The organism is Vibrio sp. JC009 (genome assembly GCF_029016485.1).
Lineage (GTDB): Bacteria > Pseudomonadota > Gammaproteobacteria > Enterobacterales > Vibrionaceae > Vibrio.
Map to the genome: position 1 here is coordinate 1,577,166 of NZ_CP092107.1, position 23,441 is coordinate 1,600,606.

Below are 23,441 nucleotides of genomic sequence, written 5' to 3' on the forward strand. Positions count from 1 at the left end.
GAAACAATGTCTAAATGAGCAATTATATAATTAAGCACGAAATCCCGGGCCGTATACGGCTTGGGATTGAAGCGATTAAAGACCCTTCCTTCCGCTCCGGCTTGCAGTCTGGCTTTGAAAATACCGAAGGCGTTATTTATACAAAGGTTAATCCTATATGTGCGTCTTTGCTGCTTCGCTATGATCCGGAAACCATAGCAAGGCAAACGCTTTTAGATAAGATTCAGGCATTTATTTCTGCTCCGGCTCTGGTTCAGGATAACTGTGTTGAGGTATCTAAATGCGGATGTGGTTCGGATGATCACGCGTCAACAACCAGGGAGTTAAGACGATTTGTCGGTATCACGGCTCTGACTGCCGGATCATTTGTGCGTACATCAATAATGGGTGCGACGGTATCTCAGGCACTTTTCAGTCCATTGGGTCTATTAACTCTGGGGTTCAGCCTTCCGGTCATCTGGCGCGGCCTTAAGTCTCTTAAGGAGAGGCGGCCAAATATGGACAGCTTCCTTGCAGGGGGGCTGGTTGCTTCTCTTGTTGGTGGCGAAGCTATGACGGCGCTTGAAATTCTTTGGATAAACTCTGGTGCAGACACACTTTCTGCCTGGATTCATGAAAGAAGCAGAAAGCATATTTCAGATATTCTGGACATCACTTCTCATCATACATTTGTGCTGGAAAACGGTATCGAAATAGAGCGAGAGGTGTCTCAGATTAAACCGGGAGATATCGTTGTTCTGCATACCGGAGAAAAGATATCTGTAGATGGTGCAATTGTACATGGACAAGCCATGCTCAATGAGGCACCGATTACCGGCCATCAGGAACTTAAGCATAAACAGGAAGCGGATCAGGTTTTTGCCGGAACCTTCGTACAGGAAGGTGTTATTCAGGTGAGGGTAGAGCATGTAGGTGATACCACTTATCTGGCCCGGGTTATGTCTAAGGTAGAAGATGCGCTGGAAAACCGGGCTCCTATTGAAGGTGTTGCTGACCGCCTTGCAGAAAAGGTTCTTAAAATGGGTGTCGCTTCTACGGCGCTTACCTACCTGATTACCGGTAGCATTATGCGGGCTTATACCGTGCTTCTGGTTATGGCCTGTCCTTGTGCTACGGTACTGGCAGCTTCAACCGCGGTAAGCGCTGCTATGAACTCAGCAGCCCGAAATCAGATTCTGATTAAGGGCGGCCGCTATCTGGAAGAAGTAGGCAAATGTGAAACCGTATTTTTTGATAAAACCGGTACTCTGACCACTTCCTGCCCGAGCCTCGCAGAAACGGCGATGGCCAAGGGTGTAACAGAGAAGCAGTTATTGCAACTGGCGGCCTCGGCAGAGACTCACAACCATCACCCTCTGGCTCAGGCGATTATGGAAGAGGCTAAATTGCATGGCACATTCCCTATTCCGCATCAGGAGTGCGATTATCATTTGGGAATGGGCATGAGAGCCCTGCTGGAAGAAGGTGAAATATTGGTAGGTAATGCCAAACTGGTTCAGCACTACGGCATTTCTATGAGCTCTTTAAATGGTCTGGAAGCAAAATCCCGTGAGTTTAAAGAGCGTGGCCTGACTCTGCTTTATGTCTATAAGGATAGGGTTCTTCAAGGCATGCTAGGTTTTGAGGCACAGGAGAGACCAGAAACTAAAGCGACTATTCAGCAGCTCAGAAGGCTGGGAGTCAAGCGGGTGGTACTTGTCACCGGTGACGAGGAGCCTACAGCAAGGGCGATTGCCCGTCGTCTTGGAATGGATGACTATCATGCATCCATGATGCCAGAGGATAAAGGCAGGGTGATTGAAGCTGAAACCAGCAAATACGGACCGGTAATCATGATTGGTGATGGTATTAATGATGCCTTGGCTCTGACCCATGCAGAAGTTGGTGTTGCCTTTGGTACAGCCGGTTCAGAAGTGGCTGTAGAAGCTGCCGATATCGCTCTGGTTAAGGATGATCTTACAGGTTTGGTCAATGTATATGCATTAAGTCAGAAGACCCTGCAAGTGGCTAATCAGAATTTCTGGATTGCTACCGGTTCTAATATTGTCGGAGTGGTATTTGGTGCGCTTGGCTGGCTGTCACCTGTTACTGCAGGGCTGGTTCATATTGGCCATTCTCTGGGGGTAGTAGGTAACTCCACAAGGTTGTTAGCTCTGCCTAAGCCCGAGGATGAGTAAATAACGTTAAAGTTGATCCAGAATATATTTTTTAAATTTAATTGATTTTCATTCCCACTTGGCTGTTTACAAAATATCATTCGATAATGATAATTGATATCAGTTGGAGGGTGGTCATGGAAAAATTAAATAATACAACGTCAGTTGGCTTAATGCCTGAACAAGAAAACAGTTCATGTCTGGAGAACTATTATAGGAGTCAGATTTGTACTCTCGAAAAGAGACTACTAAGAGAACCTAAATGTGTTGACTCACTGAAGACCTGGATTGGCAGTTATCAGGCTTTAGCCGACATTTATAATAAAAAAGGTGAATTGCAACAGGCACAAAGATGCCTGTTTATCCCCCACCACTCAATGCTTTATATGGCTCACCATAATAACGGTGATGAAGAGCTGGAGTTAATCGCTAAGCATGCGATAAGCCTTACATTACCGCCTCTGCTGGCGTTTTCTGAAATATACCCGCCTTGCGATAACTGCATGCGGGAATTGCGGGCACAGCAAAAATCGCTGGAGAGCGATATAAACACTTATCACTAACAAGGTGCAGGCAATATGCCTGCCTGTCAGGCATATTTATCCATCGATTAAAGCAGCGGCTTCAACAAGATAATAAAGTTGTCTTTCGTTATCCCTAACGTATTCATACTTGCTTACCTCATTATTTTAAAAATAACTTCCACCGTAATCTGAATAAATCTAAAAAGCAAATGTAATGAGAATGATTCTTTTGTTCATTTCATTGTTTTATAAGCATTTTTTTTGAAAAATGAGTTTATTAATACTTGTTATTTCTCCATTAAGGCTTAAACTAAAAAGAATACGGACGTTATTTCGGAGGCCCTGTATGTCCAAAAGATTAAAAGAGCGGGAACAGGCAAAGGAAGAGTTAAGAAGAAAACGCGAACTGGCAAAAAACGGAATGGTTGCCAGCATGGGCGCGGTTCTTTTAACTGGTATGCTGAAAAAGAAAAAAGCTCACATTGCCACTGGCGTAGCCTTTATGGGGTTTGCTTATTGGCATACAACTCTTTATGCAAACAACCCCAATAAAAAGAAGCTGGTTGATCCATACGCAGCAACATCAACAATCCGCAAAATTGAAGAGTAATCTGGTTTCTTCATGATGCATTTATAATAGCTTTTTATTATGAACAAAGATGTAAAGAAAGCCTTAAAACTAAGGTCGTGGGTCCACATAGCCCACCATATTCCGGGAAGAGTCAGGCTTAAATACAGGCTTGGCATTATTGCCCATCTTGCCCGTTTTAATGCCAGTGATATCGAAAGGGCTTTGGACAAGATACCAGCGTTTAGGAACTACAAGCTAAACAGCAGTACAGGAAGTATCCTGATCGAATACGATGCAACAATTGTAAAGCCGGCTCTTATTGAAGAGCTGTTTTCAGAAGATGATGCGATTGCCGAGCAAGCCTGTTATGACCTGGCAGATTGCATTAACTTAAATGGAGTTAACTAATGAGCGACAAAGATAATCAACAACAAGCTATCCCTCCTGAGTGGACTGGTCAGGTTCCTCCTCAGGGACTTTATGGCTACCCTCCTTTTAATCCGATGATGATGAACCCAGCTACATCAGTACATCATCCTGAAGCACCGGATCATCACCCTGAAATACCGTCACACTTCCCTGAAATGTCAGCTCGTCCTGATATGGCCCAACAGCACCCGGATATGGCTGCTCAGTATCAGGCTATGGCAGCTCAGTATGCGCAGGCACAGAAGGCCATGCAGGATCAGGCAGCACAATATCAGGCGATGGCACAGCAGGCAGCGGCTCAACAAGCAGCAGCTCAGCAGGCTATGGCTCAGCAAGCAATGGCTGCTCAGGCTGCAGCACAGCAGGCCATGTACCAGCAGGCAGCGGCCCAGTCAGGAGTAAATTCGCAGGGCGGTAATCCGTTTGAAAATGATCCTATGATGCAGCAGGCTCAGGCCATGCTTGATGGCGCAATGGGTGAAGAAGAAGCGGGAATGTTTAAAGAACTGTTAGGAAGTTTAGGTATGAGTGATAAAGAATTCTGGAAAGGCGCAATGGTTGGCGCAGCAGCGGCACTGATTTTAGGTAATGAAAACGTACGTAAGGGCATTATGAGCATGGTAACCGGAACCGGGGATATGCTTAAAAGTGGTGGTGCGTCCGTGAAGGAAACCGCTTCATCTGTTAAAGATAATGTTGCGGCAGGCGGCGAGATTTTCCGTGATACCTATCAGGCAGGCAAAGATGGGTTTAAAGAGTCTGTAGAGCGTCATAAAACAACTCCGGAAGCGGATGACGCCGCTCCTGAAAGCGGAACGGAGGCGGACGCATGAGTAATATGCAGGATGAATTCAGCCATACAAGCAGAGCTATGATTGTTGGTGCCATGATTGGTGGCGCAGCATCGGTAGCGAGTCAGTGGAAGGCACGCAGTGCGGGTGAAATCAGCTCAAATGAGTATGTTAAGAAAGTGGCTAAAGATACCATAAAAGGTGGTGCAGTCGGTGGGGCAACGACTTATGTTGCGACCAAAATGGCTGGGCAGCCGGTATTGTCAATGATGACGATTCTGGCAGCAGGTGCCGCAAGTGTTTATATGCTGGAACAGAGCAGAGGAAGCAAAGCTGATGAGCAGTGATAATCAATACAACCCATATATGACTTACCCTTATCAGGGTGTGGCTAACCAACAGGTTCCTCAGCAGCCAGCAGAGTCTGACTACAAAAGTCAGAACACCAATACGCATTTTATTATGGGTGTTGCAGCCGGTGCTGCAGTGGCGTATTTGCTGACCAATAAGAAGTTCCAGAAAAGTGTTGCTTCTAAAGGTGAGCAGGCCTGGTCTGCGGTTCGCGGTGAAGTAGAGGAACTGAAAGAGCGTTTGGAAGATACTCAGGCTGAACTTGAGTATTATCGCAACCTGCATAAAGGCGAGTAAATTTGGTTACTGTCAAAAGTCACTTCCCTGGCCGTATTCGTTTAAAGGTCAGGGAGATCTCCCGTTATCCGGGGATTGGAGACTGGATTAAACAGAGCCTGATTGCCATCCAGGGGATCCGGGAGGTTCGGGTTAACGAATATGCCGGTTCAGTGATTGTCGATTATGATGAGCAGCTTCTGGATTCTAAAACCATTCAGGCCCGTGTCTCAGCCCTTAATTTCACGGAAGGTGAGCAGAGCGATGAGATAGAGCATCAGTATACCCGTGGCGATGTTGCCATGAACCTTATTGGTATTCTGTCGACTCTGCTTTTGCCCGGTTATCTTGGCGCAATTTCAACCGCAACTTTGATAACTCCTACTCTGGCTGAAGGCTTTGATGAGCTGAAGAACGGCAAGATCACCATTGAAGTTCTGGACGCAGTAGCTGTTGGTCTCTCATTTGCGCGTAGAGATTATAAGACAGCCATGATGACGCAGAGTCTTATTAGCCTTGGCGAGTATATGGAGGATCAGACCAACCGAAGCAGCGATCGCTTGCTGGCTGATTTGATGGCTCCGCATGAAACCATGGTCTGGTACATTGGCCCGGAGGGGCAGAAGGAACAGCGTCACTCCTCACTTCTTAAAGAAGGGGATCTGATAGAGCTGATGCCGGGCGATGCTATCCCGGTTGACGGGCTTGTTGAGGAAGGCACGGCACTGATAAACCAGGCTTCTCTGACTGGTGAAAGTGTTCCTGTCCGGCGTGAAGAAGATGCTCTGGTTTATTCCGGTACATCTGTTCATGATGGTCAGATTAAGGTCCGGGTGCAAAAGGTTGGCAGTGAATCGACAACAGCAAAAATTGCCAAGTTGATTTATGACTCCCTGTCTGAAAAGAGCGAAACTCAGCAGGTTACACAGGAAATGGCAGACCGCAGGGTGAAGATCACTCTGGGGATCGGAGCGGCGGTATTTGCCCTGACGCAGGATATGAGCCGTGTGGCATCTGTCTTTCTGGTGGATTATTCCTGTGCGCTGAAACTCAGTACTCCGGTCACCTTTAAGTCGATTATGTATCGTGCCGCCCAGAACGGCATCCTTCTGAAAGGTGGTAGCGCCATTGAGAAGTTGGTCAAAGTTGATACCTGTGTCTTTGATAAAACCGGTACTCTGACCCACGGTGATATGGAGGTAACGGATGTTATCTCATTCAGCAGTGAAAGCAGTGCAAGAGACTTGCTTGCTATCAGTGCATCCGTTGAAGAGCACAGTAATCACCCGCTTTCCCAGGCCATTGTTAATGCAGCGCGAAACAATAAGCTCCCTCATATTGAGCACGGGGAAGTGGAATATGTTATCGCGCATGGCTTAAAGAGTACTCTTAGCGGCCATCATTTAGTGATGGGCAGCCGTCATTTCCTTGAAGTGCATGAAAATGTTGATTTTGCTCCTTATGAAGAGGAAATCATGGAGTTTGAAGAGAAGGGACGTCACCTGATCTTTATATCCAATGAGGGGCAGCTCATGGGGATGATAGGTTTGAGAGATCACCTCAGAGAAGACGCGAAGGAAACGCTGGCGGTGCTGAGATCTCTGGGAATCAACAACCTGGTGATGATCTCCGGCGACAGAAAGTTTAAAGCTCAAAAACTGGGTGATGAGCTTAAGCTCGACAGAGTTTATGCAGAAGCGACACCGAAGAGTAAGTCTTCCATTATCGAAGAGTTGCAAAATGAAGGGCATACCGTGCTCTTTGTCGGCGATGGCGTAAACGATGCTCCGGCATTAAGTAAAGCTGATGTTGGCGTAGCCATGTGCGTTGGTACTGAGCTGGCAAGACAGGTTGCGGATGTGGTGTTACTTCAGGACCGGCTGTATGGCTTAGTTGAAGCCCGCCAACTGGCGCAGGCTGCGATGTCCATCATTAACAGCAATATTAAAATTGCTGAGTATGTGAACAGTGGCATTATGTTGGCGGCAGCAATGGGCTGGTTTAACCCTGCGGTGAGTGCATTGCTTCATAATGGTACCACGCTGGCCGTACTGGCCCGTTCTGTTTCTGTCCGTAAGAGCGGGAGTTAAGCTACGTATTTCTTCTGTTACTCAGTGGTAGGATTAACCACTGAGTAACAGTTGCTTTCAACTACATTATCCGGATAGCTCCTCCCCCGGAACGTTTAGCGTGATATGCCTGTTGGTCAGCAAAATCAATCAGCTTGTGCAATGAGTTGTTACAATGTTGTCTGATGCAATTCACGGAGGCGATTCCCACAGAAAGAGAAGTACCCTCGGTAAAGTCCAGTTCCTGGTACATAGCACATATCCGATTCCCGACAACTACGGCCTGCTCAGAAGTTGTATCTGGCAGAAGAACAGCAAATTCATCTCCGCCCATTCTGAATGCAGTATCCTGCTCCTGGCGGCAGGCATTATTCAGACATTGCGCTAGTCCCACCAAAAGCTTATCACCGAAAATATGCCCTTTTGTATCATTGATCTGTTTGAATTTGTCGCAATCAATATAGATAAGGCTGGCATGACCCATAGAATCCTGATCTTCCGGAGACTGGTTAAAAAATTCGTTATCCAGATAGTTAAGGTAACGGCGGTTATAAAGTCCGGTTAGTGGATCAGTAAACGCCAGTTTTTCCATATCACTAAGGTTTTGTTTTGCCTCTTTGATCTCTTGCTTGTTTTTGCGGCTTGATGACGTGAGGTTATGGCTCATCCAGGTAAGGTTTCTGAGTAACTGAATAAACTCATCTTCATTCTCTTTCTGGTTTTTTAGTTCGAAAGAGACGTCGTAGTTTCCGTTCTTTATTTCGTCGCAGAACTGGTTAATCGTCGCCAGATCTTTATTTATGGTGTAACGGGCTATGAACCGTGATACCGGGACCAAAATAAAGAGAATAACGATAGGTATTGCCAGATAGTGACTTTCTCCGGGAGCAAGCTTTCCGTTTTCAATCAGAATACCGGTCACAAGCATAGGAATGATGACGGTCACTGTTAGCAGAGTGGCGATCCTTCCTGTTACTCCTATCGGCGTAACGTTAAATTGTTTGTGTTTTTGCAGTTGTTTTGTGTCGCTCATTTTCTGTAAATCTTATACAAACCAGAAATTAAAATTGAGAGTTAGATAATGACTTAATATGAATTAGGTAAGATAGCATATATCGTAGACTTTGTTAATGATAACTATTGTCATTAAGGGGGGGGAGTGAAATGTATAAGGTGTCTGTTTCCGTAATGACTATTTTATTATCCCTATCCGCCCGGACGCCGAGCTATTTATGCGGCGCGCGGAGCAAACATGATGATGCCCATACCAAGCAGGGCTACGCTTGTTCCGACCAGATCCCAAGCCGTCGGCCGTATGCCGTCTACGCCCCATAACCATAGGATGGCGACAAAAATATAAACTCCCCCGTAGGCTGCATACACTCTGCCTGCAGCCGTCGGGTGCAGGGACAACAACCAGGCAAACAGGGCCAGGCTCAGGGCCGCTGGCAGTAGTAACCAGACGGGTTTATCTTCACGTAACCAGAGATAGGGCAGATAGCAGCCAACTATTTCCGCCAGAGCGGTAATAAAGAAAAGTCCGACAGTTTTTATTTCGATCAACAGAGCAGTCCTCAGGTAAGGGGAAGCAGATACATTAGATGATATTTATTTTTATACAGATTTGTGGAGCATCTGGCAATTAATCAGTGGCTTAATTTAGCTATAAAGTGGCATTACAAATTCATAATCTTTGTTATTAATCAAACCTTTATGAATATCAATCTTATACAGCTCAGATAAACACTCCTCGTTGAGAATTTCTCCGGCCGTGCCACTGAGATATCTGTCTTTCGACTGCATAATCATAGTCTTATCTGATATACGCAGTGCCTGGTGAGGGCAGTGAGTTGAAAATATTATTGTTGTGCCGTTACCAGCAATCTTTTTTAAGATTCTCAGCACTCGGTCCTGATTTTTATAGTCAAGGGCAGAGGTTGGCTCATCCAGAATCATAATCTCAGGTGAGGATACCAGAGCCCGGGCAATCAGAACCATCTGCTTTTGCCCTCCGCTTAGTGAGGCAAAGCGTTTGTGCGCGTAATCAGCCATGCCTACTTCATTAAGGGCATTATCTGCCCAGATATAGTCTTCTTTTTTAATATTGGCGAATAAACCCGATTTACGGTTACATCCCATAACAACCATTTCACGGACTTCGTAATCAAAAGGCGTTAAAGCGTTTTGTGGTACATAGGAACGGTGTCCCTGAAAATTAATCGACCCTTCGGTTAGTTTAAACAGTCCAAGCAGGCATTTGATAAGTGTTGTTTTACCCTGACCGTTTGGTCCGAGCACACTCATAATTTCACCTTTTTGTAAGCTAAAGGAGTAGCCCCTGAATATATAGTCTGCTTCGGGCCGGTATTTAAAGGCGATATTCTGGACATTAATCATGATTCCGCTCCCTCTTTTTTAGACTGTATTTTACGTAGAAGATAGCCAAAAACAGGGGCTCCCATCAGAGCCGTTAACACACCGATAGGGATCTCGCCATAGCTTGCCGTTCTGGCAAGAGTGTCAGCCAGGATCATATAGATGGCACCGATGAACAGGACTACCGGGATCAGCCGGGAATGGTTAGGGCCACAAATCATACGGGCAAAATGCGGAATAATCAGTCCGACCCAGCCAATAACACCGCTGACGGAGACCGATGCTGCGATCAGAATTGCCGTTAACAGCATAAGTAGCAACCGGCTTTTGTTTACGTCAATTCCGAGAGAGACGGCCTCTTCTTCACCAAGGGAAAGAATATTGATGGTGTGGCGCATCCTGTAAATAAGCGTTCCGGCGAATAGCAGGGGAATGGCAACATGTAATGTATCAATATAGTTCGAGTTATTAAACGAACCTAACAGCCAGTACACCACTTCCGGTAAAACATCATCCGGATCAGCAACATATTTCGCCAGTGATACAAGGGCAGAAAAGAAGCCACCCGTGATAACGCCACCCAAAACCAACGACAGTACACTTGTTTTTTGTCCACTGCGGGCCAGCAGCAAAGCGATAATGATAGCCCCAAGACCAAAGACAGAGGCAAAGACGGTGACCAGAATTCCCGGCAGCATAAGCATGATTGCCAGAACACCGCCAAAAGCCGCTCCGGATGAGACACCGATAATATTGGGGCCAACCAGCGGATTGCGGAACATTCCCTGCATCACAGCACCACTAACGGAAAGTGCTGCACCAACCAGTCCGGCGACCACTATTCTGGGTAAACGAACCAGTTCGATGACTCTTTCCTCAACCGGATTCCAGTGATTAGTGATATCGAAGATATTATCGGAAAGTATCGCTACTATAGTTGTGTAATCAATGGGGTATCGTCCGGTCCCGAGTGATACCAGCACAGTGACCAGCAGCAGGCTTGCCAAAATGGCTATCTGTACCGGTAGTAAACTCAGTTTACTTTTATATGTACTTAGTGCTGAAGGTACTGTCGTTGAGATCGTCATAATTAACGCATAATCGCACTGTATCCGGTAGAAGTACCGTTTATTTTATCAATAAGGATTCGGTTTATCTGCGCATCTGTCATTGGTTTGCCATAAAGCTTTGGATAGGATTTAGCAAGCGTACTGCGCATAGAGCCTTCTATAAAGTCATCACCGTGAAGCAGTCTGGTAAACCATTCAAGAGCAAGTGCCCGTTCCAGGCTCGGCCCATCCCAGCTTACTCCTACACCTGTCGGGATTTTGTATATGGTCCGGTTTTTAACGGCTTTCAGATCGGCAAATACCGGGTCATTGTAAAAGTCAGCCGGTACTTTCTTGGTGCCAATGTTGTGCAGAAAGATAAAATCAGGGTCAAGCTTCAGTAGCATTTCACTGTCATAACCCACAAAGTTCTGCTTCTTCTGAATGGCGTTCTTAGCTCCGGCCTTTTTCAGCAGTGAAGTCATATGGTGAGACGGGCCAATAAGGCGCTGCTTGTGCCATAAGTAAACAAAATCAGGTTGTTCTTTTTTACTGATTTTTTCCGTTTTTGATATCACCTTATTGAAAGACGCTTTGCGCCATTCAAGCAGCTCTTCTGCCCTTTCGGTTTTGCCAAGAGTCGTACCCAGAGCTGTAACCAGCTTCTTGTCCAGATCGGTTTTAGCCATCTTAAGGCCAAAGGCTGGAATACCTGCATTTCGCATCCCTTTGATGCTTTTGGTTTTGCTCGCTTCTTCAAAGACGATATCAGGGTTTAGCTGCAACATCTTTTCAACGCTAACTACACGTTTATTGTCGACTGCTTTGGATGAAACCTGACGGATTTCAGGGAAGAGTTCACCAATCATACCGGTGGACATGGTTTTCTTGATCTGCTGAGGAATCGCGACAAGGCGGTCTGTACCCTGATCAAGTGAAACCACAACAGAGGCAACAACTGGCCAGACTATGCCAACTCTTTCAATGTTCTGTGAGACTTTAACCGAATCACCATTCTGATCTTTAAGCACAACCGTCTGTTCTGCTGTCGCATGGCCTGAACCTAAAGCTATTGCCGCAGCCAGAACAGTGCCTGATATTCTGGCCGAAATACTTTTTATTTTGTGCATGTTACATCCTTTTATTCGTCAAACGAGATAAGCCATCTGATGGGTATATATACAATGCCATATATAGCAATGCAAGTGATAATTAGTCGCGTTTCATATTTGAGACTTTACAGAATTGTTTTCAGGTACTTATACCAGATCAACGCAGATGAACACTTTTTGTCAGGCCAGGGATCATAATCATGGTACCGGACTCACAGATAAACTGTTCGGTTGCGTCAGGATCAACCACCACGGAACCGCTAATTTCGGTCAGCCCATATTTTAATAATTGAGGGCATAATGGCGCGCTCGGACCAAGCAGCATACGCTCAGGCACACAGGAGCTCGCCTCCAGAATAGATTCCAGACTTCCGTTCATCAGAGTCTGCGCTGTGATGGCCAGTGTACTTGCTTCACGGTACGCTTTTGGTGCATCTTCAACGGCAATATCGCCCGGTTTAGGTTCACGCTCAATAATACGGGAATTAGGAAGACGTCTTTGTGCTTTACGGAAGCCACCGATGATTACAACACCATCTCCGGGTCTGGGGATTGCCGATAATCCTCCCCTGGTATGCAAATGTTCACTTATTTCCGGCAGGGGTTCCGGGCGGTTCCAGAACGCATTAATCGCTGCCAGGCCTAATGAGCGGCTTAAAGCGTCAGAAGAGAGCAGGTAAGTTGCAATCTCTCTCAGGCTTTTACCACCAAACCCCTCCTTTGGCCTGATGGTTCTGGCTCCCTGAGTTCCGCGCTCAGGACTACGCGCAATCCCGCATAGCTGACCGGCACGTACCATAGTCCAGTTGTAGCCAATCAGTACTTTATCTACCTGAATATTATCAGCGACACTCTCGACCAGCTCCTGTTCCATTCTGGCTTTACCAAGGGCGGTAAGAATGGCAAAGCTATCGGGTTCTATCGCGTCAAAGTGCTTTACATCAGCCTCCGTTTCACAGCGGATTATGCACGGGCCAGTTATAGATTCTGCCGAAAACTGACTGGCAGGAATCTGGGAGATCTGATCGGCTACTTCACCCACTGACCAGCCACAGGCATGCAATTGTTGCAGAGTATGAGAGAAGATGTCGCGCTTTTCTTTATTGCTGATATCGACTGCCACATAGCTTAAAGAATCTCCGGCAGAAGGTGTGGCCAAAGCGCAATTTGTAGTTGATGTCATAAAGTACCCCAGAGTATGAAAGATGGATCCAGAACGGAAAATCAGCGGGTTATTAGATAACTTATCCTGCAATAACACTCTTGATAATTGTCAAGAAGGAGATCTATAAATACGACGTATAATGCGAATCATTATCATTTGAGATAATGCTGATTGCAAAGTTGCAGTAATGCCCATCTTTTGAAGGAGAATTAATCATGAGTAAAACAAGGCGTCAGTTTATAAGAGATTGTGGCCTGCTGAGTGCAACTATTGCCGCAGGCAGTTTGTTTCCAGGCCTTGCTTTCGCAGGCCAGAACAACAGTCGCAAAGCTTTAACCATGTATGGCCCTCCGGCGGATCCTTCTCTGCCATTGGCTCATGCTGCTGAAAATAATGCTTTATCGGGATTGATCGACAACCTTGGTTTTGGTGTTTACCGTGATCCGGATGTATTGAGAACTAACTTTGTAACAGGCCGTTGGGAATTAGCCGGAGCACCGAGCTATGTGGCAGCGAATCTTCATAACAAAGGAATGAACGTTCGTTTGATGAATATCATGACCTGGGGGCTTTTATATGTGATCTCTGCAGATGGAAGCATAAGTAAAATAGAAGATCTGCAGGGTCAGGATATTATTATGCCGTATAAGGCAGATATGCCTGATTTGGTCTTCCAGTATATTGCTCAAAAGAAAGGTATGGTGCAGGGTAAAGATTACCGCCTGAACTATGTTTCTACACCTTTCGAAGGACTTCAGTTACTGCTTTCAGGTAGAGCAAAACACGCAGTATTGCCAGAGCCTGCTGCTACTGCAGCTCTGTTGAAAGGGAAAAAGGCCGGAAAGAAAATGGCTCGCGTTATTAATCTGCAGAAGTCATGGGGAGAAGCAACCGGCGGACCTGCCCGAATTCCACAGGCGGGTATGATGGTGTCTGACTCTTTACTAAATGAGATGCCAGAACTTCCGGATCAGTTCCATACTGCGCTGCAGGCTTCTACCGATTGGGTGGTGAATAACCCGTCTGATGCAGGGCGTCTGGGTGAAAAATATATGCCGCTTAAAGCTCCGGTGATAGAGCGCTCCATTCCTCATTCGAACTTCGCTCTGGTCAAAGCGAAGGATATCCAGCAGGAGATAGAAGACTTCTTTTCAATTCTTGCTGAATTAAATCCGGCGATTATAGGCGACAAACTACCGGGTAGTGATTTCTATCTGGGATAAAGCCTTTTATCTGAATAAAGCCCGGAAAGAGTGCTTTCCGGGCTCTGTTATGTCGTTATTTGATATCACACAGGGTGTAAGTGAAGCATGGGTTGCCTTAAACAGATTTGCCATTATCTGTGGAGTGGTTTTGGCGCTTTGGCCAGTATTCTGGTCTTTTTTGCCGTATGGGATTATGGAAGTCTGAATTATGGCGATTTTATTCTTCCTTCTCCGCAGGCTTCCTTAGAGAGACTTGCAGAGCTGTTTGAGAAGGGTGTAGCGGCGGAATTTTTATGGGTGACCACCTACCGTGCTCTGCTGGGATTTGGTTTCTCGATTTTTGTCGGTAGCCTGCTGGGAACACTGGCCGGGCTTTCCGCTACACTTTCTATGGCTGTTCGTCCTCTGATCACCATACTGATAGGTATCCCTCCTATAGCCTGGATCGTACTGGCATTATTATGGTTTTCTGGTGATGACAGTGTTCCTGTCTTTACTATTACGGTAACGGCTCTGCCAATCACTTTTGCCGCCGGCGTTCAGGGAGCAAGAACCCTGGATGTGCGTCTGACAGAGATGGCGCATAGCTTTTCTGCTTCACGGTGGATGACTTTTTATGATGTACATCTGCCTCATATTCTCTCTTACCTGTTTCCTTCCTGGGTGACTGCACTGGGAACTTCCTGGAAGGTGGTCGTGATGGCTGAGCTTCTGGCAAGTAACCGCGGGGTAGGTGCCGGTCTGGCTGCGGCACGGGTAAATATAGATACCGCCGCTACCATGGCGTGGATTATAGCCATCGTCGCTGTACTTCTGATTGCAGAATATGCTGTCTTCGAACCTTTTAAACGTCGAGTGGAGAAGTGGCGTGACTAAGAGCAACAAATTAATCATAACAAGTCTGAGTCACTCTTTTGACAAAAAACTGGTACTGAGCGATATCAACCTGAATCTTGAGCGAGGGCAGGTAATGGCCATCGTTGGTCGTTCCGGTTGTGGTAAATCAACCCTGCTTAATCTGGTTGCCGGGCTGATAGAAATGGAAACGGGTGCAATAGAGAACGGTTTTGCTACAACCTCAATCCTGTTTCAGGACACGCGTCTGTTGCCCTGGAAAAATACGCTGGACAACATTGGCTGGGGGATGAAGGCAAAAGGGGTAGCCAGAAAGCAGCGGGATCAGGTTGCATCTGAGCTTGCGCAAGAGGTCGGGTTAAGTGAAGAGGACCTGGATAAATACCCTCATGAACTGAGTGGAGGCATGTGTCAGAGAGTAGCAATAGCGCGCTCTCTGGCAGTGAGACCAGATCTGCTTCTGCTTGATGAGCCATTCAGTGCGCTGGATATAGGCTTAAAAGAGGAGCTGCATACACTTCTGTGTGATGAGATAGAAAGACGAGATCTGACGGTGCTTTTTATTACCCATGATCTGAATGAAGCGGTAAAACTGGCCGATCAGGTTGTTGTGCTCAGTGATAACCCTGGCCGTCAGGTATACACCCAGCATTTTGATGTTCCAAGAGCCCGGCGGGATCAGGACTACCTTTACTCAACTGCTATGACGCTTCTTAAAGTAGACAGGGTTAAACAGGCATTTCAGACGCAAGGTAAAAACGAATATGGCAGCTAGTATTTTCGATAATAAATCACCTCTCTATGCCTGTGGTTTCCGGCCATTCTTTTTATTAACGGCCCTTTATTCAGTGATACTGGCAGTGCACAGCGCTCTGTATAGTGATCCGTCAATTTCAGTATTTTCTGCCGGGGGCGATATCTGGTACCTGCATGAGCTGGTGTTTGGTACAGGCAGTGCAGCAATAGCGGGTTTTCTGTTAACGGCATTTCCTGCCTGGACTGATACTGCACGTGTTGATTCCGGGCGTCTTATGTCGCTGGTGATATTGTGGGTAGTGAGCCGGTTATTTTCCCTGGCAGTGAGCTATTTGGGGATGCTTCCTGTGATGCTGGGTAATAGCGCATTTCTGGTGATGTTACTGGCTGTGCTTTTTAATGCGATTGCAGATAAGAAGCAGCAGCGTCACCGGATATTTTATTACCAGTTGTTGCTCTTTTTTGCGCTTATGCTAATCAGTTATGTTATTTGTCTGAATGGTGAGCTACAGCTGGCCGAGCAATGGTTGCAGGTCTGTGCCGGTATTTTGCTTATTATCTTGCTGACCATACTGAGCAGAATGTCCATGGTAGTGGTGAATCACGCGCTGGAAAAGTATGAAGTGACTCACGAAAGATTCCTGGCCAGGCCTCCAAGGCGTAATTTTGCTATCTGGATCATCATGACTTTCCTGTGCGTTAATCTGCTTCTTCCGAACCGCTCAGTTTCAGGCTGGCTGGCACTTGCCAGTGCTGCAGCGCTGTTAAATATTCTTAATGACTGGCACCTGCCTAAAGCGTGGCGTGACCTTTATTATCAGGCGCTTTACTTCTTTTATCTGTTTGTGGCGGGCGGATTCACAGTTATCGGATTTAATAATATTAACGGGGCTGGTGACCTTCACCAGTCTGTATATTTTCTGTTTATCGGTGCGGCAGGTATTGCTGTTCTGATGATCATGCTGGTGGTCGGACAAAAACATACGGGTTACACTCTTTCTTATTCCAGGTCAATTCAACTGATGATCATTTCTATGTTGGGGGTAACGCTGGCTCTATCAGGGGCTGTGGTTGGGCTTTATTCACTGAGAATGGATCAACTGCTGGTGATCGTGCCTGTATCGCTCTGCTTTCTGCTTTATCTGCGGGTGTTCTGGAGCAGGTATAAGCGTTGCCGGATTGATGGTAAGGAAGGGTGAAAGCATTGTTATGAGCTAACCGGATAACAAAAACTATAAATCAAATGATGGAAAACTAATAAATCAAAACTACGGAGTAAAATATGAAAAAACTAATTATCGCTTCTGCTGTTTCTGCTTTGGCCTGCAATGCTTATGCTGCCGATGAGACAAGCAAACAGACAAAACAAATGAAAATGCCAGCCGGGCCTGCTCACGGCTCCACAGGTATGGTTTTCACTGAAGGAAAATTTGCAACTAACCTTAAAACCATTTTTGTGGAGAAGAGTGATCTTTACAGTGGCAGCGACAAGATTGCCAATAGTGCCAATAAAGAGATGACTTCATTAAAAAGTAACGCAATTATCCGTTATGGTTTAGGTGCAAATTTTGATGTGCGTATGCTTGTACCTTATGTAGACAAATCTATGTCAACGAAAATGGCGGATTATGATAATTCCGGACTTGGAGATATACGAGTACTTTCCAGATATCAGATAACCTCTCCGGCATTTGGTGATAGTTTCTTCAGTACAGTAGGGATAGGTGTTGAGTTGCCAACGGGCTCAACGGATAAAAGCAACCTGTCAGATGGTTTGCAAAATGGTGATGGTTCCACAGACCCTATTATTGAGGTTGGTATAACTAAGCCACTGCCTAATTCCCGTATCGACTTTTCTGCTATGTATGTCTTTAACCAGGAAGGCGATAACAATTATGAAAAAGGCGATCAGCTAACCTATAATCTGGGTTACAGCTACCTGCTTCACCCTAAATTTATGCCAATCATTGAACTTAACGGTTCATTGGCAGATAAAAACGTTAAGAATGGTTCTGAAGTTGACAACTCCGGTGGTCATGAGATCTTCTTAACACCAGGGTTTAGCTCAGGTATTAGCAAAAAATTCAAACTGTTCGCTGGTGTCGGTATCCCTGTGTACCGTGATTACAATGACAGTACAGCAGGTACATTAGGTACAGATTACCGTGTGACAACTAAACTTAGTTATGTCTGGTAAAAGAGCTTAAGCACGAACTCATAACCTGCTTTCTATATTCTGGAAAGCAGGTTTGTTGTTTTTGTGTGGGCGGAGAGCAGGTGCTTTGATTCGGGTTGTTTGACTGTGACGGCCTTGAGCCAGGCTCTGGGAACTTAAGCAAAAATCATAACAGGAACAAGCAGCGATACCATCGCTACTAAAGCAATCCATCGAAAACAAGAGCTGATACCAAGCATAGTGATCCCTTTGTCAGTTGCATATATAGATAGGAATGATTATTATTTGTATCCTATCTTATATCCTGAATATATTGCTTGATAATAATCAAGCTAAGGAAGAGCGGTTGTCCGGATCCATTATTTCTCTGTTAAACGAAGAGCAAAAGCAGCAGTTGTTTTCTAAAAGAAAAGAGGTTAGTTGTGCTGCCGGACATTCCCTGTTTAGCCGTGGAGACAGGGCAGAACATATGTATCTGGTCGAAAAAGGAAAGGTATCGCTATACCGCCTGATGCCAAGTGGCGACGAAAAGCTGTTTAAGGTTTTTCTTGCCGGCGGGTTAATCGCTGAAATGGCCATGTTTATGTCTCCGCGAGAGTACCCGATGAGTGCACGGGTTGATCAGGACTCTATACTTTGGGCATTCAGGCATGAAGATGTGGTTAGTCTGGTTAGTCAGTCACCGGAACTTTCATTAAAGGTGATGGGGTATATGACTAACAGTATTCACAAACTTATGGATACAGTAAATATTCTGACTCAGGTAAATGCTCATCAGAGGGTGGTAATGAGGCTTGCAGAGATATACCGGGAGCAATTGCCAAAAGAGAACAAGCTTTGCCTGCCTGTAACGAAAAGGCTGCTTGCATCTCAGTTGGGTATGACACCTGAAACCCTGTCGAGAGTGATAAAAAAACTGAAAAACGAGGGCCATATCGTTGAATCCGGACACCATCTGGCACTGGTGGATATTCCTTCTCTATGCCATTCTGTTGACCTTACCCCGGATATATTTGCAGCATTCTGATGCAGTTGTAACAAATATTGTCCACCACTTTGACTGATCCCAGGTCATGGTTAAATGTCAGCATTCCTGAAATCAGGACAGATGAGGTTGACAATAATCAAGCACCTCTTTTCTTTTTGTCGGTAATAATTCTCAATATCATCATGGCAATTAAAATAGCCAGAATCCTCTTAGTTTGTCTGATTAATTGAATACTAATTCTGGAGAAAAAAATGAAACAAGAATGGATACAGAACAGAGAAAGTTTCAAAGTTAAAGATGTAAGAACATTGCGTGGTAATTTCTTGCCTTCTCTATTAAAACAGGCACAGAGAATAGAAGAGGGGGAGGGATTATGTGTTGTTCAGAGTTTTGAACCCATTCCACTGTATTCAGCACTGGAAGAGCTAGGGTTTGAAAACTATACGGATAAAGTCGCAGATGATGAGTACAGAGCTTATTTTTACCGCAGAAGTGTAAAGGAAGCGACGTACCCACAGGGATTAGACGTACCGCTGAAACCGACGGCTATCGTGAACTTTAATCATGTAAGTAGCAAACTTGCAGATGTTGTGGTTAATTTCTGGGAGCTTATCTGGGGAAGAGAAAACACGGCTATTGATATGAAAACCCGCCTGTTGCTTTCTCTTGCGAATGGCGTTGGTGCAGGGCGTATGCGTCAGGCAACCAGAGAGCTGATAAAGGCCTACTCAATTGGCGTAACGGTTGAAGAGTTTGATGAACTGTTTGAGATGTTTGCCTGGAACCAGGGGGCAGGCTTCTTTGCTTCAGAAATCAGCCCTTCTTCACTATTTGCTGCTTATAAGCTTATAAAAATGCAGGAAGAGAAAGGGATGGAGCGCAGAGAAGTGGTCCGGGAATTAATGGACAAGTTTGGCGAAGATAACCCGGATGTCAGTACTTTCTATAAGATCCCTAAATCGAAAGCCAGTGTAAAAAAGAGTGAGCCTGTTTTATCTGAAGAAGATGATGTTTTTGCAGAACAAGTCACAGAGCAACCAGCTCCGGAGATAAAGCAGGTTAAAGCTGATAACAAAATCGCAGACGTTATCACTCAGTATCCGTTTCTGAAGGATGCGTTGATAGCCCGTAATAAACTATTTGCTAATCTGAATAACCCTGTTGCATTCCGGACCGTTGGTAAGTTTGCCCGGCTTTCGGATGTTGCCAAAGTGTCAGGAGATGACGTTGATGAACTTGTTGATTTTTTAAATAAACAGATACAAGAAAACCGTTAAGCGGAATCAGCTAAAGAAGAGCCCGGATACTTTATTGAGTGTCCGGGCTTTTTAGTCCGGCAATGAAAGCGATATAAGCCGGAAAAAGATAATGTGACCAAACACAATTGATAATAATCAAGCGTATCTCACCCTCTAATCGGTAATAATTCTCAATTACATTTCGGCTTAAATCATCTAGAAGGATTCAGATATGCGATATAAACGTTTAATTACCCTGTTTATTCTGGGGTTATTTTCCCTTGGTATTAATGCGGCTGATAAGCTCGATAAAATTACTATGGCAAGCCCGTTTGCACCTTTAGTTATGCCTATGGCCTATATTCTCGAAAACGGATTGCTGGATGATATAGCAGAAAAAACCGAGTTGAAAATCTGGAATACACCGGATCAACTGCGTTCTATGATGACAACAGGCTCGGTTGATTTTGCCTCCGTTCCCAGCAATGTGGCTTCGATCTTTTATAACAAAGGTGTAAAGCTGAAGATGGTTGATGTTTCCATCTGGGGAGTGATGTATATCGTTAGCTCTGACGATAAAATTAAATCCCTTGCTGATATGAAAGGCCAGAGCATCTATGTGCCGTTCCGCGGTGACCAGCCTGATCTTGTTTTCCAGACTATTGCTGAAAGTCAGGGCTTTGACCCGCTGAAGGACTTTGAGGTGCAATATGTTAACTCACCTCTTGATATCGTTATGGGGCTGCTGGCCGGTCAGATTAAAAATGCCCTGCTGATTGAGCCTGTTTCCTCTATGGTGATCATGAAGGGGAAAGCGAAAGGTGTTCAGTTTGAGCGTGTTATCGATATTCAAAAGGAACTGGGTAAGATTGAAGGCTGGAAAAACCGTTTCCCTAATGCTGGCGTCGTTGCCCTGCCACCGGTTATGCAAAACCCTGAAACTATCGATGCCTTTGCTAAAGCGTATGAGCAAGCAGTCAAATGGACGGTTGCTAACCCGGGTGAAGCCGCAAAACTGGCAGCGAAACATGTTCCGGGTGTCAATGCAGCAGCGTTTCAGGAGTCGTTGAAGTATACCAATTTCACAGCAATTCGTTCCGCTACAGCAAAAGATGAAATGGAAAATATGTTCAAGGCGTTCATCTCCCTGAACCCGAAATCCGTTGGCGGCAAACTGCCTGATGATGGTTTTTATTATCAGTAAGCAGATAGTTGAATGAACAGACCAAAATTATATCAGGTTACACCACGTCGGATCTGGGGTGGTATTGGTGTTATCGGCCTCTTGCTGATTTGGTGGCTTTTGTCTCTCTCGTTTAATCAGCTTGTCGTGGCTTCTCCCTGGCAAACGGCTATGGGACTACTGAGCTTATTAACAACCAGTGAGTTCTGGGTTGATTTTTTAGTCACGCTGCAGCGATTTGCTTTGAGCCTGCTACTGGGAACCGGGCTGGGGCTTATATTTGGTGTCTTTGCCGGTTTTGATAAACGGTTGAAATGGTTGCTGGAGCCGCTGCACTGGACGCTGATGACCATGCCGCCGGTGATTTTGGTTCTGATTAGTATGCTTTGGTTCGGCATGGGTAGTGTACAGACGGTGTTTGTTACTACCTTGCTGATCTTTCCCTTGATGTACGCTAACACAGTGGCAGGGATAGAAGCGATTGACAGTAATCTGATTGAAATGGCACATGTTTATCGTGCCAGCCGTAGTCAGATGATCCGGGAAATCTATCTGCCGGGTATTTATGCTCCTCTGTTTGCTGCACTGACACTGGCTGCCGGTATGGGGATACGAATCGTTGTTCTGGCCGAAGTACTCGGAGCCAGCAGCGGTATTGGCTACGCTTTTTCACTTTCACGGACAAATGTAGATACACCGGCGCTTTTCGCATGGATTCTGGTGTGCCTGATCTTAGGTGGCGGCCTTAATGGAATTTTGTTCAGCCCCCTTAAAAACCGTAGCCTGCGCTGGAAGGGGCATTCATGATTAAGCTGGAGAATGTAAGCAAGACATTTCAGGGTAAAGCTGTGCTGGATAATGTTTCTCTGCACCTGAATAGAGGCGATGTGATTGGTTTGCTCGGCTCGTCGGGGTCAGGGAAATCGACGCTGCTTAATCTGATTTCTCAGCTTATGCAACCTGATAGCGGGCAATGTACCATTGCTGGTAAGCGGATAGGCTTTGTATTTCAGGAGCACAGGTTACTGCCCTGGAAGAGTGCATTAGAGAATGTGAAATTTGCCCTTACCGCTCTGGAGGAAGATGCCTTGCAGGTCGACGCAGAGGCCATTGCCCTGGAGGCACTGACCGCTGTTGGCCTGAAAGATGCCATTTACCAATATCCCGGCCAGTTGAGCGGGGGAATGTGCCAGCGTGTTTCTATCGCACGCGCACTGGCTATACAGCCGGATATTTTATTACTGGACGAGCCTTTTAGTGCCCTTGACCGGGAGCGTAAGCAGCATCTGTTGTCGGATCTTAAACAGATGCTGTTAAAGCACTCTTCAACGACGGTTATCTATGTAACCCACAACCCGGAAGAGCTGAATGGCATCGTACATAAAACCTATACCATTAAGAACGGCCAAATTAAGGAGTGAGATATGAAAATAATGAAGAACTGCCCGGTAGACGGCGCAGCAGAAATGGCTGCTTTGATTGAATATGAAGATAATCAAGTGGTTAGTATGTCCCTTAGTAATTCTGAGCATACACAAATGTCGCTGTTCACCTTTGCTAATGGCGAAATGGTCAGCGAAGAATCCTATCTCGGCGATACTCTTTATCATCTGCTGGAGGGCGAAACCAATATTAGTATGGATGATAAAGTCATCACTCTAAAAGCCGGAGAAACCCTTGCGGTAGCGGCCGGAACATATCACGCCGTTGGTGGCGGTCAGGCGTTCAAAATGATGCAAATCACCATCAATGCGTAACTTTACAAAACTTCAGAACCTGCAATAAAAGGAATAACAATGAGTGAACAACTTATCAAAAATATCGAACATTCTGCTGTCCACAACCTGGAGAGCCTGATTGATTACAAACCGGGAAAGGTAGCCAGTCTGACGCTAAGCCAGAAAAAATCTGTTGGTATGACTCTGTTTGCTATCGATAAGGGCGAAGGATTAAACACCCATTCAGCTCCCGGCGATGCTTTTGCCCAGATCCTTGAAGGCACGGTGGAAATCACTATTGCAGACGAAAAATACACCCTGACTGGCGGACAGAGCGTAGTCATGCCTGCCAACATTCCGCATGCACTTAAAGCGGTAGAGCCATTTAAGTTTCTGCTAGTGTTAATTAAACCCGAGCCGAAACCTAAGCCACAAGCCCAGAGCAGTAAATAG

Annotated in this window: 26 protein-coding genes; 20 read left to right on the forward strand and 6 right to left on the reverse strand. The window is 45.7% G+C overall.

All coding sequences use genetic code 11. The annotated features are described in order from the left end of the window. Nucleotides 1–14 precede the first annotated feature (14 nt). The 8 genes from L3Q72_RS21985 (at nt 15) to L3Q72_RS22020 (ending at nt 7,188) form a co-directional block, all read left to right on the forward strand. Nucleotides 15–2,177 carry a cation-translocating P-type ATPase gene (locus L3Q72_RS21985; RefSeq protein WP_275132697.1) on the forward strand — a complete coding sequence of 721 codons (2,163 nt, stop codon included), beginning with the start codon at nt 15–17 and terminating at the stop codon, nt 2,175–2,177. A 116-nt stretch (nt 2,178–2,293) separates the two neighbouring features. After that, entirely contained in the window at nt 2,294–2,719 is a 426-nt protein-coding gene (locus tag L3Q72_RS21990; RefSeq protein WP_275132698.1) for a hypothetical protein, read from the forward strand. A 307-nt stretch (nt 2,720–3,026) separates the two neighbouring features. Next, the gene (locus L3Q72_RS21995; RefSeq protein WP_275132699.1) at nt 3,027–3,290 is read left to right on the forward strand and encodes a hypothetical protein; all 264 of its coding nucleotides are present in this window, start codon (nt 3,027–3,029) and stop codon (nt 3,288–3,290) included. A 39-nt stretch (nt 3,291–3,329) separates the two neighbouring features. Beyond that, complete coding sequence (locus L3Q72_RS22000; protein ID WP_275132700.1) at nt 3,330–3,659, forward strand: HMA2 domain-containing protein; 330 nt, start codon at nt 3,330–3,332, stop codon at nt 3,657–3,659. Continuing rightward, nucleotides 3,659–4,513: a YtxH domain-containing protein gene (locus L3Q72_RS22005; RefSeq protein WP_275132701.1), complete on the forward strand. Its 855-nt coding sequence runs from the start codon at nt 3,659–3,661 to the stop codon at nt 4,511–4,513. Before L3Q72_RS22000 ends, L3Q72_RS22005 begins: the two co-directional genes overlap by 1 nt. Then, on the forward strand, nt 4,510–4,818 hold the full coding sequence (locus L3Q72_RS22010) for a hypothetical protein (RefSeq protein ID WP_275132702.1): 309 nt from the start codon (nt 4,510–4,512) through the stop codon (nt 4,816–4,818). Before L3Q72_RS22005 ends, L3Q72_RS22010 begins: the two co-directional genes overlap by 4 nt. Next, nucleotides 4,808–5,119 (forward strand): YtxH domain-containing protein, encoded by a 312-nt coding sequence (locus L3Q72_RS22015; RefSeq protein WP_275132703.1) that lies wholly within the window; start codon nt 4,808–4,810, stop codon nt 5,117–5,119. The genes L3Q72_RS22010 and L3Q72_RS22015 overlap by 11 nt, the downstream gene beginning before the upstream one ends. A gap of 2 nt (nt 5,120–5,121) precedes the next feature. Then, a complete protein-coding gene (locus L3Q72_RS22020) occupies nt 5,122–7,188 on the forward strand; it encodes a heavy metal translocating P-type ATPase (protein ID WP_275132704.1) in 2,067 nt (688 codons plus the stop codon). Between the two features lie 61 nt (nt 7,189–7,249). Here L3Q72_RS22020 and L3Q72_RS22025 read toward each other — a convergent pair whose 3' ends face one another. The 6 genes from L3Q72_RS22025 to L3Q72_RS22050 all read right to left on the reverse strand — a co-directional run bounded on the left by L3Q72_RS22025 (nt 7,250) and on the right by L3Q72_RS22050 (nt 12,887). Then, entirely contained in the window at nt 7,250–8,200 is a 951-nt protein-coding gene (locus tag L3Q72_RS22025; protein ID WP_275132705.1) for a GGDEF domain-containing protein, read from the reverse strand. Between the two features lie 197 nt (nt 8,201–8,397). Further along, nucleotides 8,398–8,730, reverse strand: coding sequence for a YnfA family protein (locus L3Q72_RS22030; RefSeq protein ID WP_275132706.1), 333 nt, complete (start codon nt 8,728–8,730; stop codon nt 8,398–8,400). A gap of 96 nt (nt 8,731–8,826) precedes the next feature. Next, nucleotides 8,827–9,564: an ABC transporter ATP-binding protein gene (locus tag L3Q72_RS22035; protein ID WP_275132707.1), complete on the reverse strand. Its 738-nt coding sequence runs from the start codon at nt 9,562–9,564 to the stop codon at nt 8,827–8,829. Beyond that, nucleotides 9,561–10,631 carry an iron ABC transporter permease gene (locus L3Q72_RS22040; protein WP_275132708.1) on the reverse strand — a complete coding sequence of 357 codons (1,071 nt, stop codon included), beginning with the start codon at nt 10,629–10,631 and terminating at the stop codon, nt 9,561–9,563. The genes L3Q72_RS22035 and L3Q72_RS22040 overlap by 4 nt, the downstream gene beginning before the upstream one ends. Before the next feature lie 2 nt (nt 10,632–10,633). Then, entirely contained in the window at nt 10,634–11,722 is a 1,089-nt protein-coding gene (locus L3Q72_RS22045; RefSeq protein WP_275132709.1) for an ABC transporter substrate-binding protein, read from the reverse strand. A gap of 139 nt (nt 11,723–11,861) precedes the next feature. Next, nucleotides 11,862–12,887, reverse strand: a complete 1,026-nt coding sequence (locus L3Q72_RS22050) for a DUF364 domain-containing protein (RefSeq protein ID WP_275132710.1) — start codon at nt 12,885–12,887, stop codon at nt 11,862–11,864. 197 nt (nt 12,888–13,084) lie between these two features. On the opposite strand from L3Q72_RS22050, the gene L3Q72_RS22055 reads away from it, so the two are divergent. From L3Q72_RS22055 to L3Q72_RS22110, 12 genes are all read left to right on the forward strand, one after another. Further along, entirely contained in the window at nt 13,085–14,092 is a 1,008-nt protein-coding gene (locus L3Q72_RS22055; RefSeq protein WP_275132711.1) for an ABC transporter substrate-binding protein, read from the forward strand. A gap of 87 nt (nt 14,093–14,179) precedes the next feature. Next, nucleotides 14,180–14,950 carry an ABC transporter permease gene (locus L3Q72_RS22060; RefSeq protein ID WP_275132712.1) on the forward strand — a complete coding sequence of 257 codons (771 nt, stop codon included), beginning with the start codon at nt 14,180–14,182 and terminating at the stop codon, nt 14,948–14,950. Next, nucleotides 14,943–15,704, forward strand: coding sequence for an ATP-binding cassette domain-containing protein (locus L3Q72_RS22065; RefSeq protein WP_275132713.1), 762 nt, complete (start codon nt 14,943–14,945; stop codon nt 15,702–15,704). Before L3Q72_RS22060 ends, L3Q72_RS22065 begins: the two co-directional genes overlap by 8 nt. Next, entirely contained in the window at nt 15,694–16,884 is a 1,191-nt protein-coding gene (locus L3Q72_RS22070; RefSeq protein ID WP_275132714.1) for an NnrS family protein, read from the forward strand. The genes L3Q72_RS22065 and L3Q72_RS22070 overlap by 11 nt, the downstream gene beginning before the upstream one ends. Before the next feature lie 83 nt (nt 16,885–16,967). Continuing rightward, nucleotides 16,968–17,882: a transporter gene (locus tag L3Q72_RS22075; RefSeq protein ID WP_275132715.1), complete on the forward strand. Its 915-nt coding sequence runs from the start codon at nt 16,968–16,970 to the stop codon at nt 17,880–17,882. Between the two features lie 325 nt (nt 17,883–18,207). Further along, the gene (locus tag L3Q72_RS22080) at nt 18,208–18,888 is read left to right on the forward strand and encodes a Crp/Fnr family transcriptional regulator (RefSeq protein ID WP_275132716.1); all 681 of its coding nucleotides are present in this window, start codon (nt 18,208–18,210) and stop codon (nt 18,886–18,888) included. Nucleotides 18,889–19,100: 212 nt separating this feature from the next. Next, nucleotides 19,101–20,126 carry a DUF1858 domain-containing protein gene (locus L3Q72_RS22085; RefSeq protein ID WP_275132717.1) on the forward strand — a complete coding sequence of 342 codons (1,026 nt, stop codon included), beginning with the start codon at nt 19,101–19,103 and terminating at the stop codon, nt 20,124–20,126. Nucleotides 20,127–20,319: 193 nt separating this feature from the next. Beyond that, nucleotides 20,320–21,291, forward strand: coding sequence for an ABC transporter substrate-binding protein (locus L3Q72_RS22090; RefSeq protein ID WP_275132718.1), 972 nt, complete (start codon nt 20,320–20,322; stop codon nt 21,289–21,291). 12 nt (nt 21,292–21,303) lie between these two features. Next, the gene (locus L3Q72_RS22095) at nt 21,304–22,077 is read left to right on the forward strand and encodes an ABC transporter permease subunit (RefSeq protein WP_275132719.1); all 774 of its coding nucleotides are present in this window, start codon (nt 21,304–21,306) and stop codon (nt 22,075–22,077) included. Next, the gene (locus tag L3Q72_RS22100) at nt 22,074–22,691 is read left to right on the forward strand and encodes an ABC transporter ATP-binding protein (RefSeq protein ID WP_275132720.1); all 618 of its coding nucleotides are present in this window, start codon (nt 22,074–22,076) and stop codon (nt 22,689–22,691) included. The genes L3Q72_RS22095 and L3Q72_RS22100 overlap by 4 nt, the downstream gene beginning before the upstream one ends. A 3-nt stretch (nt 22,692–22,694) precedes the next feature. Next, nucleotides 22,695–23,027, forward strand: a complete 333-nt coding sequence (locus L3Q72_RS22105) for a cupin domain-containing protein (RefSeq protein ID WP_275132721.1) — start codon at nt 22,695–22,697, stop codon at nt 23,025–23,027. 39 nt (nt 23,028–23,066) lie between these two features. Further along, the gene (locus tag L3Q72_RS22110; RefSeq protein ID WP_275132722.1) at nt 23,067–23,441 is read left to right on the forward strand and encodes a cupin domain-containing protein; all 375 of its coding nucleotides are present in this window, start codon (nt 23,067–23,069) and stop codon (nt 23,439–23,441) included.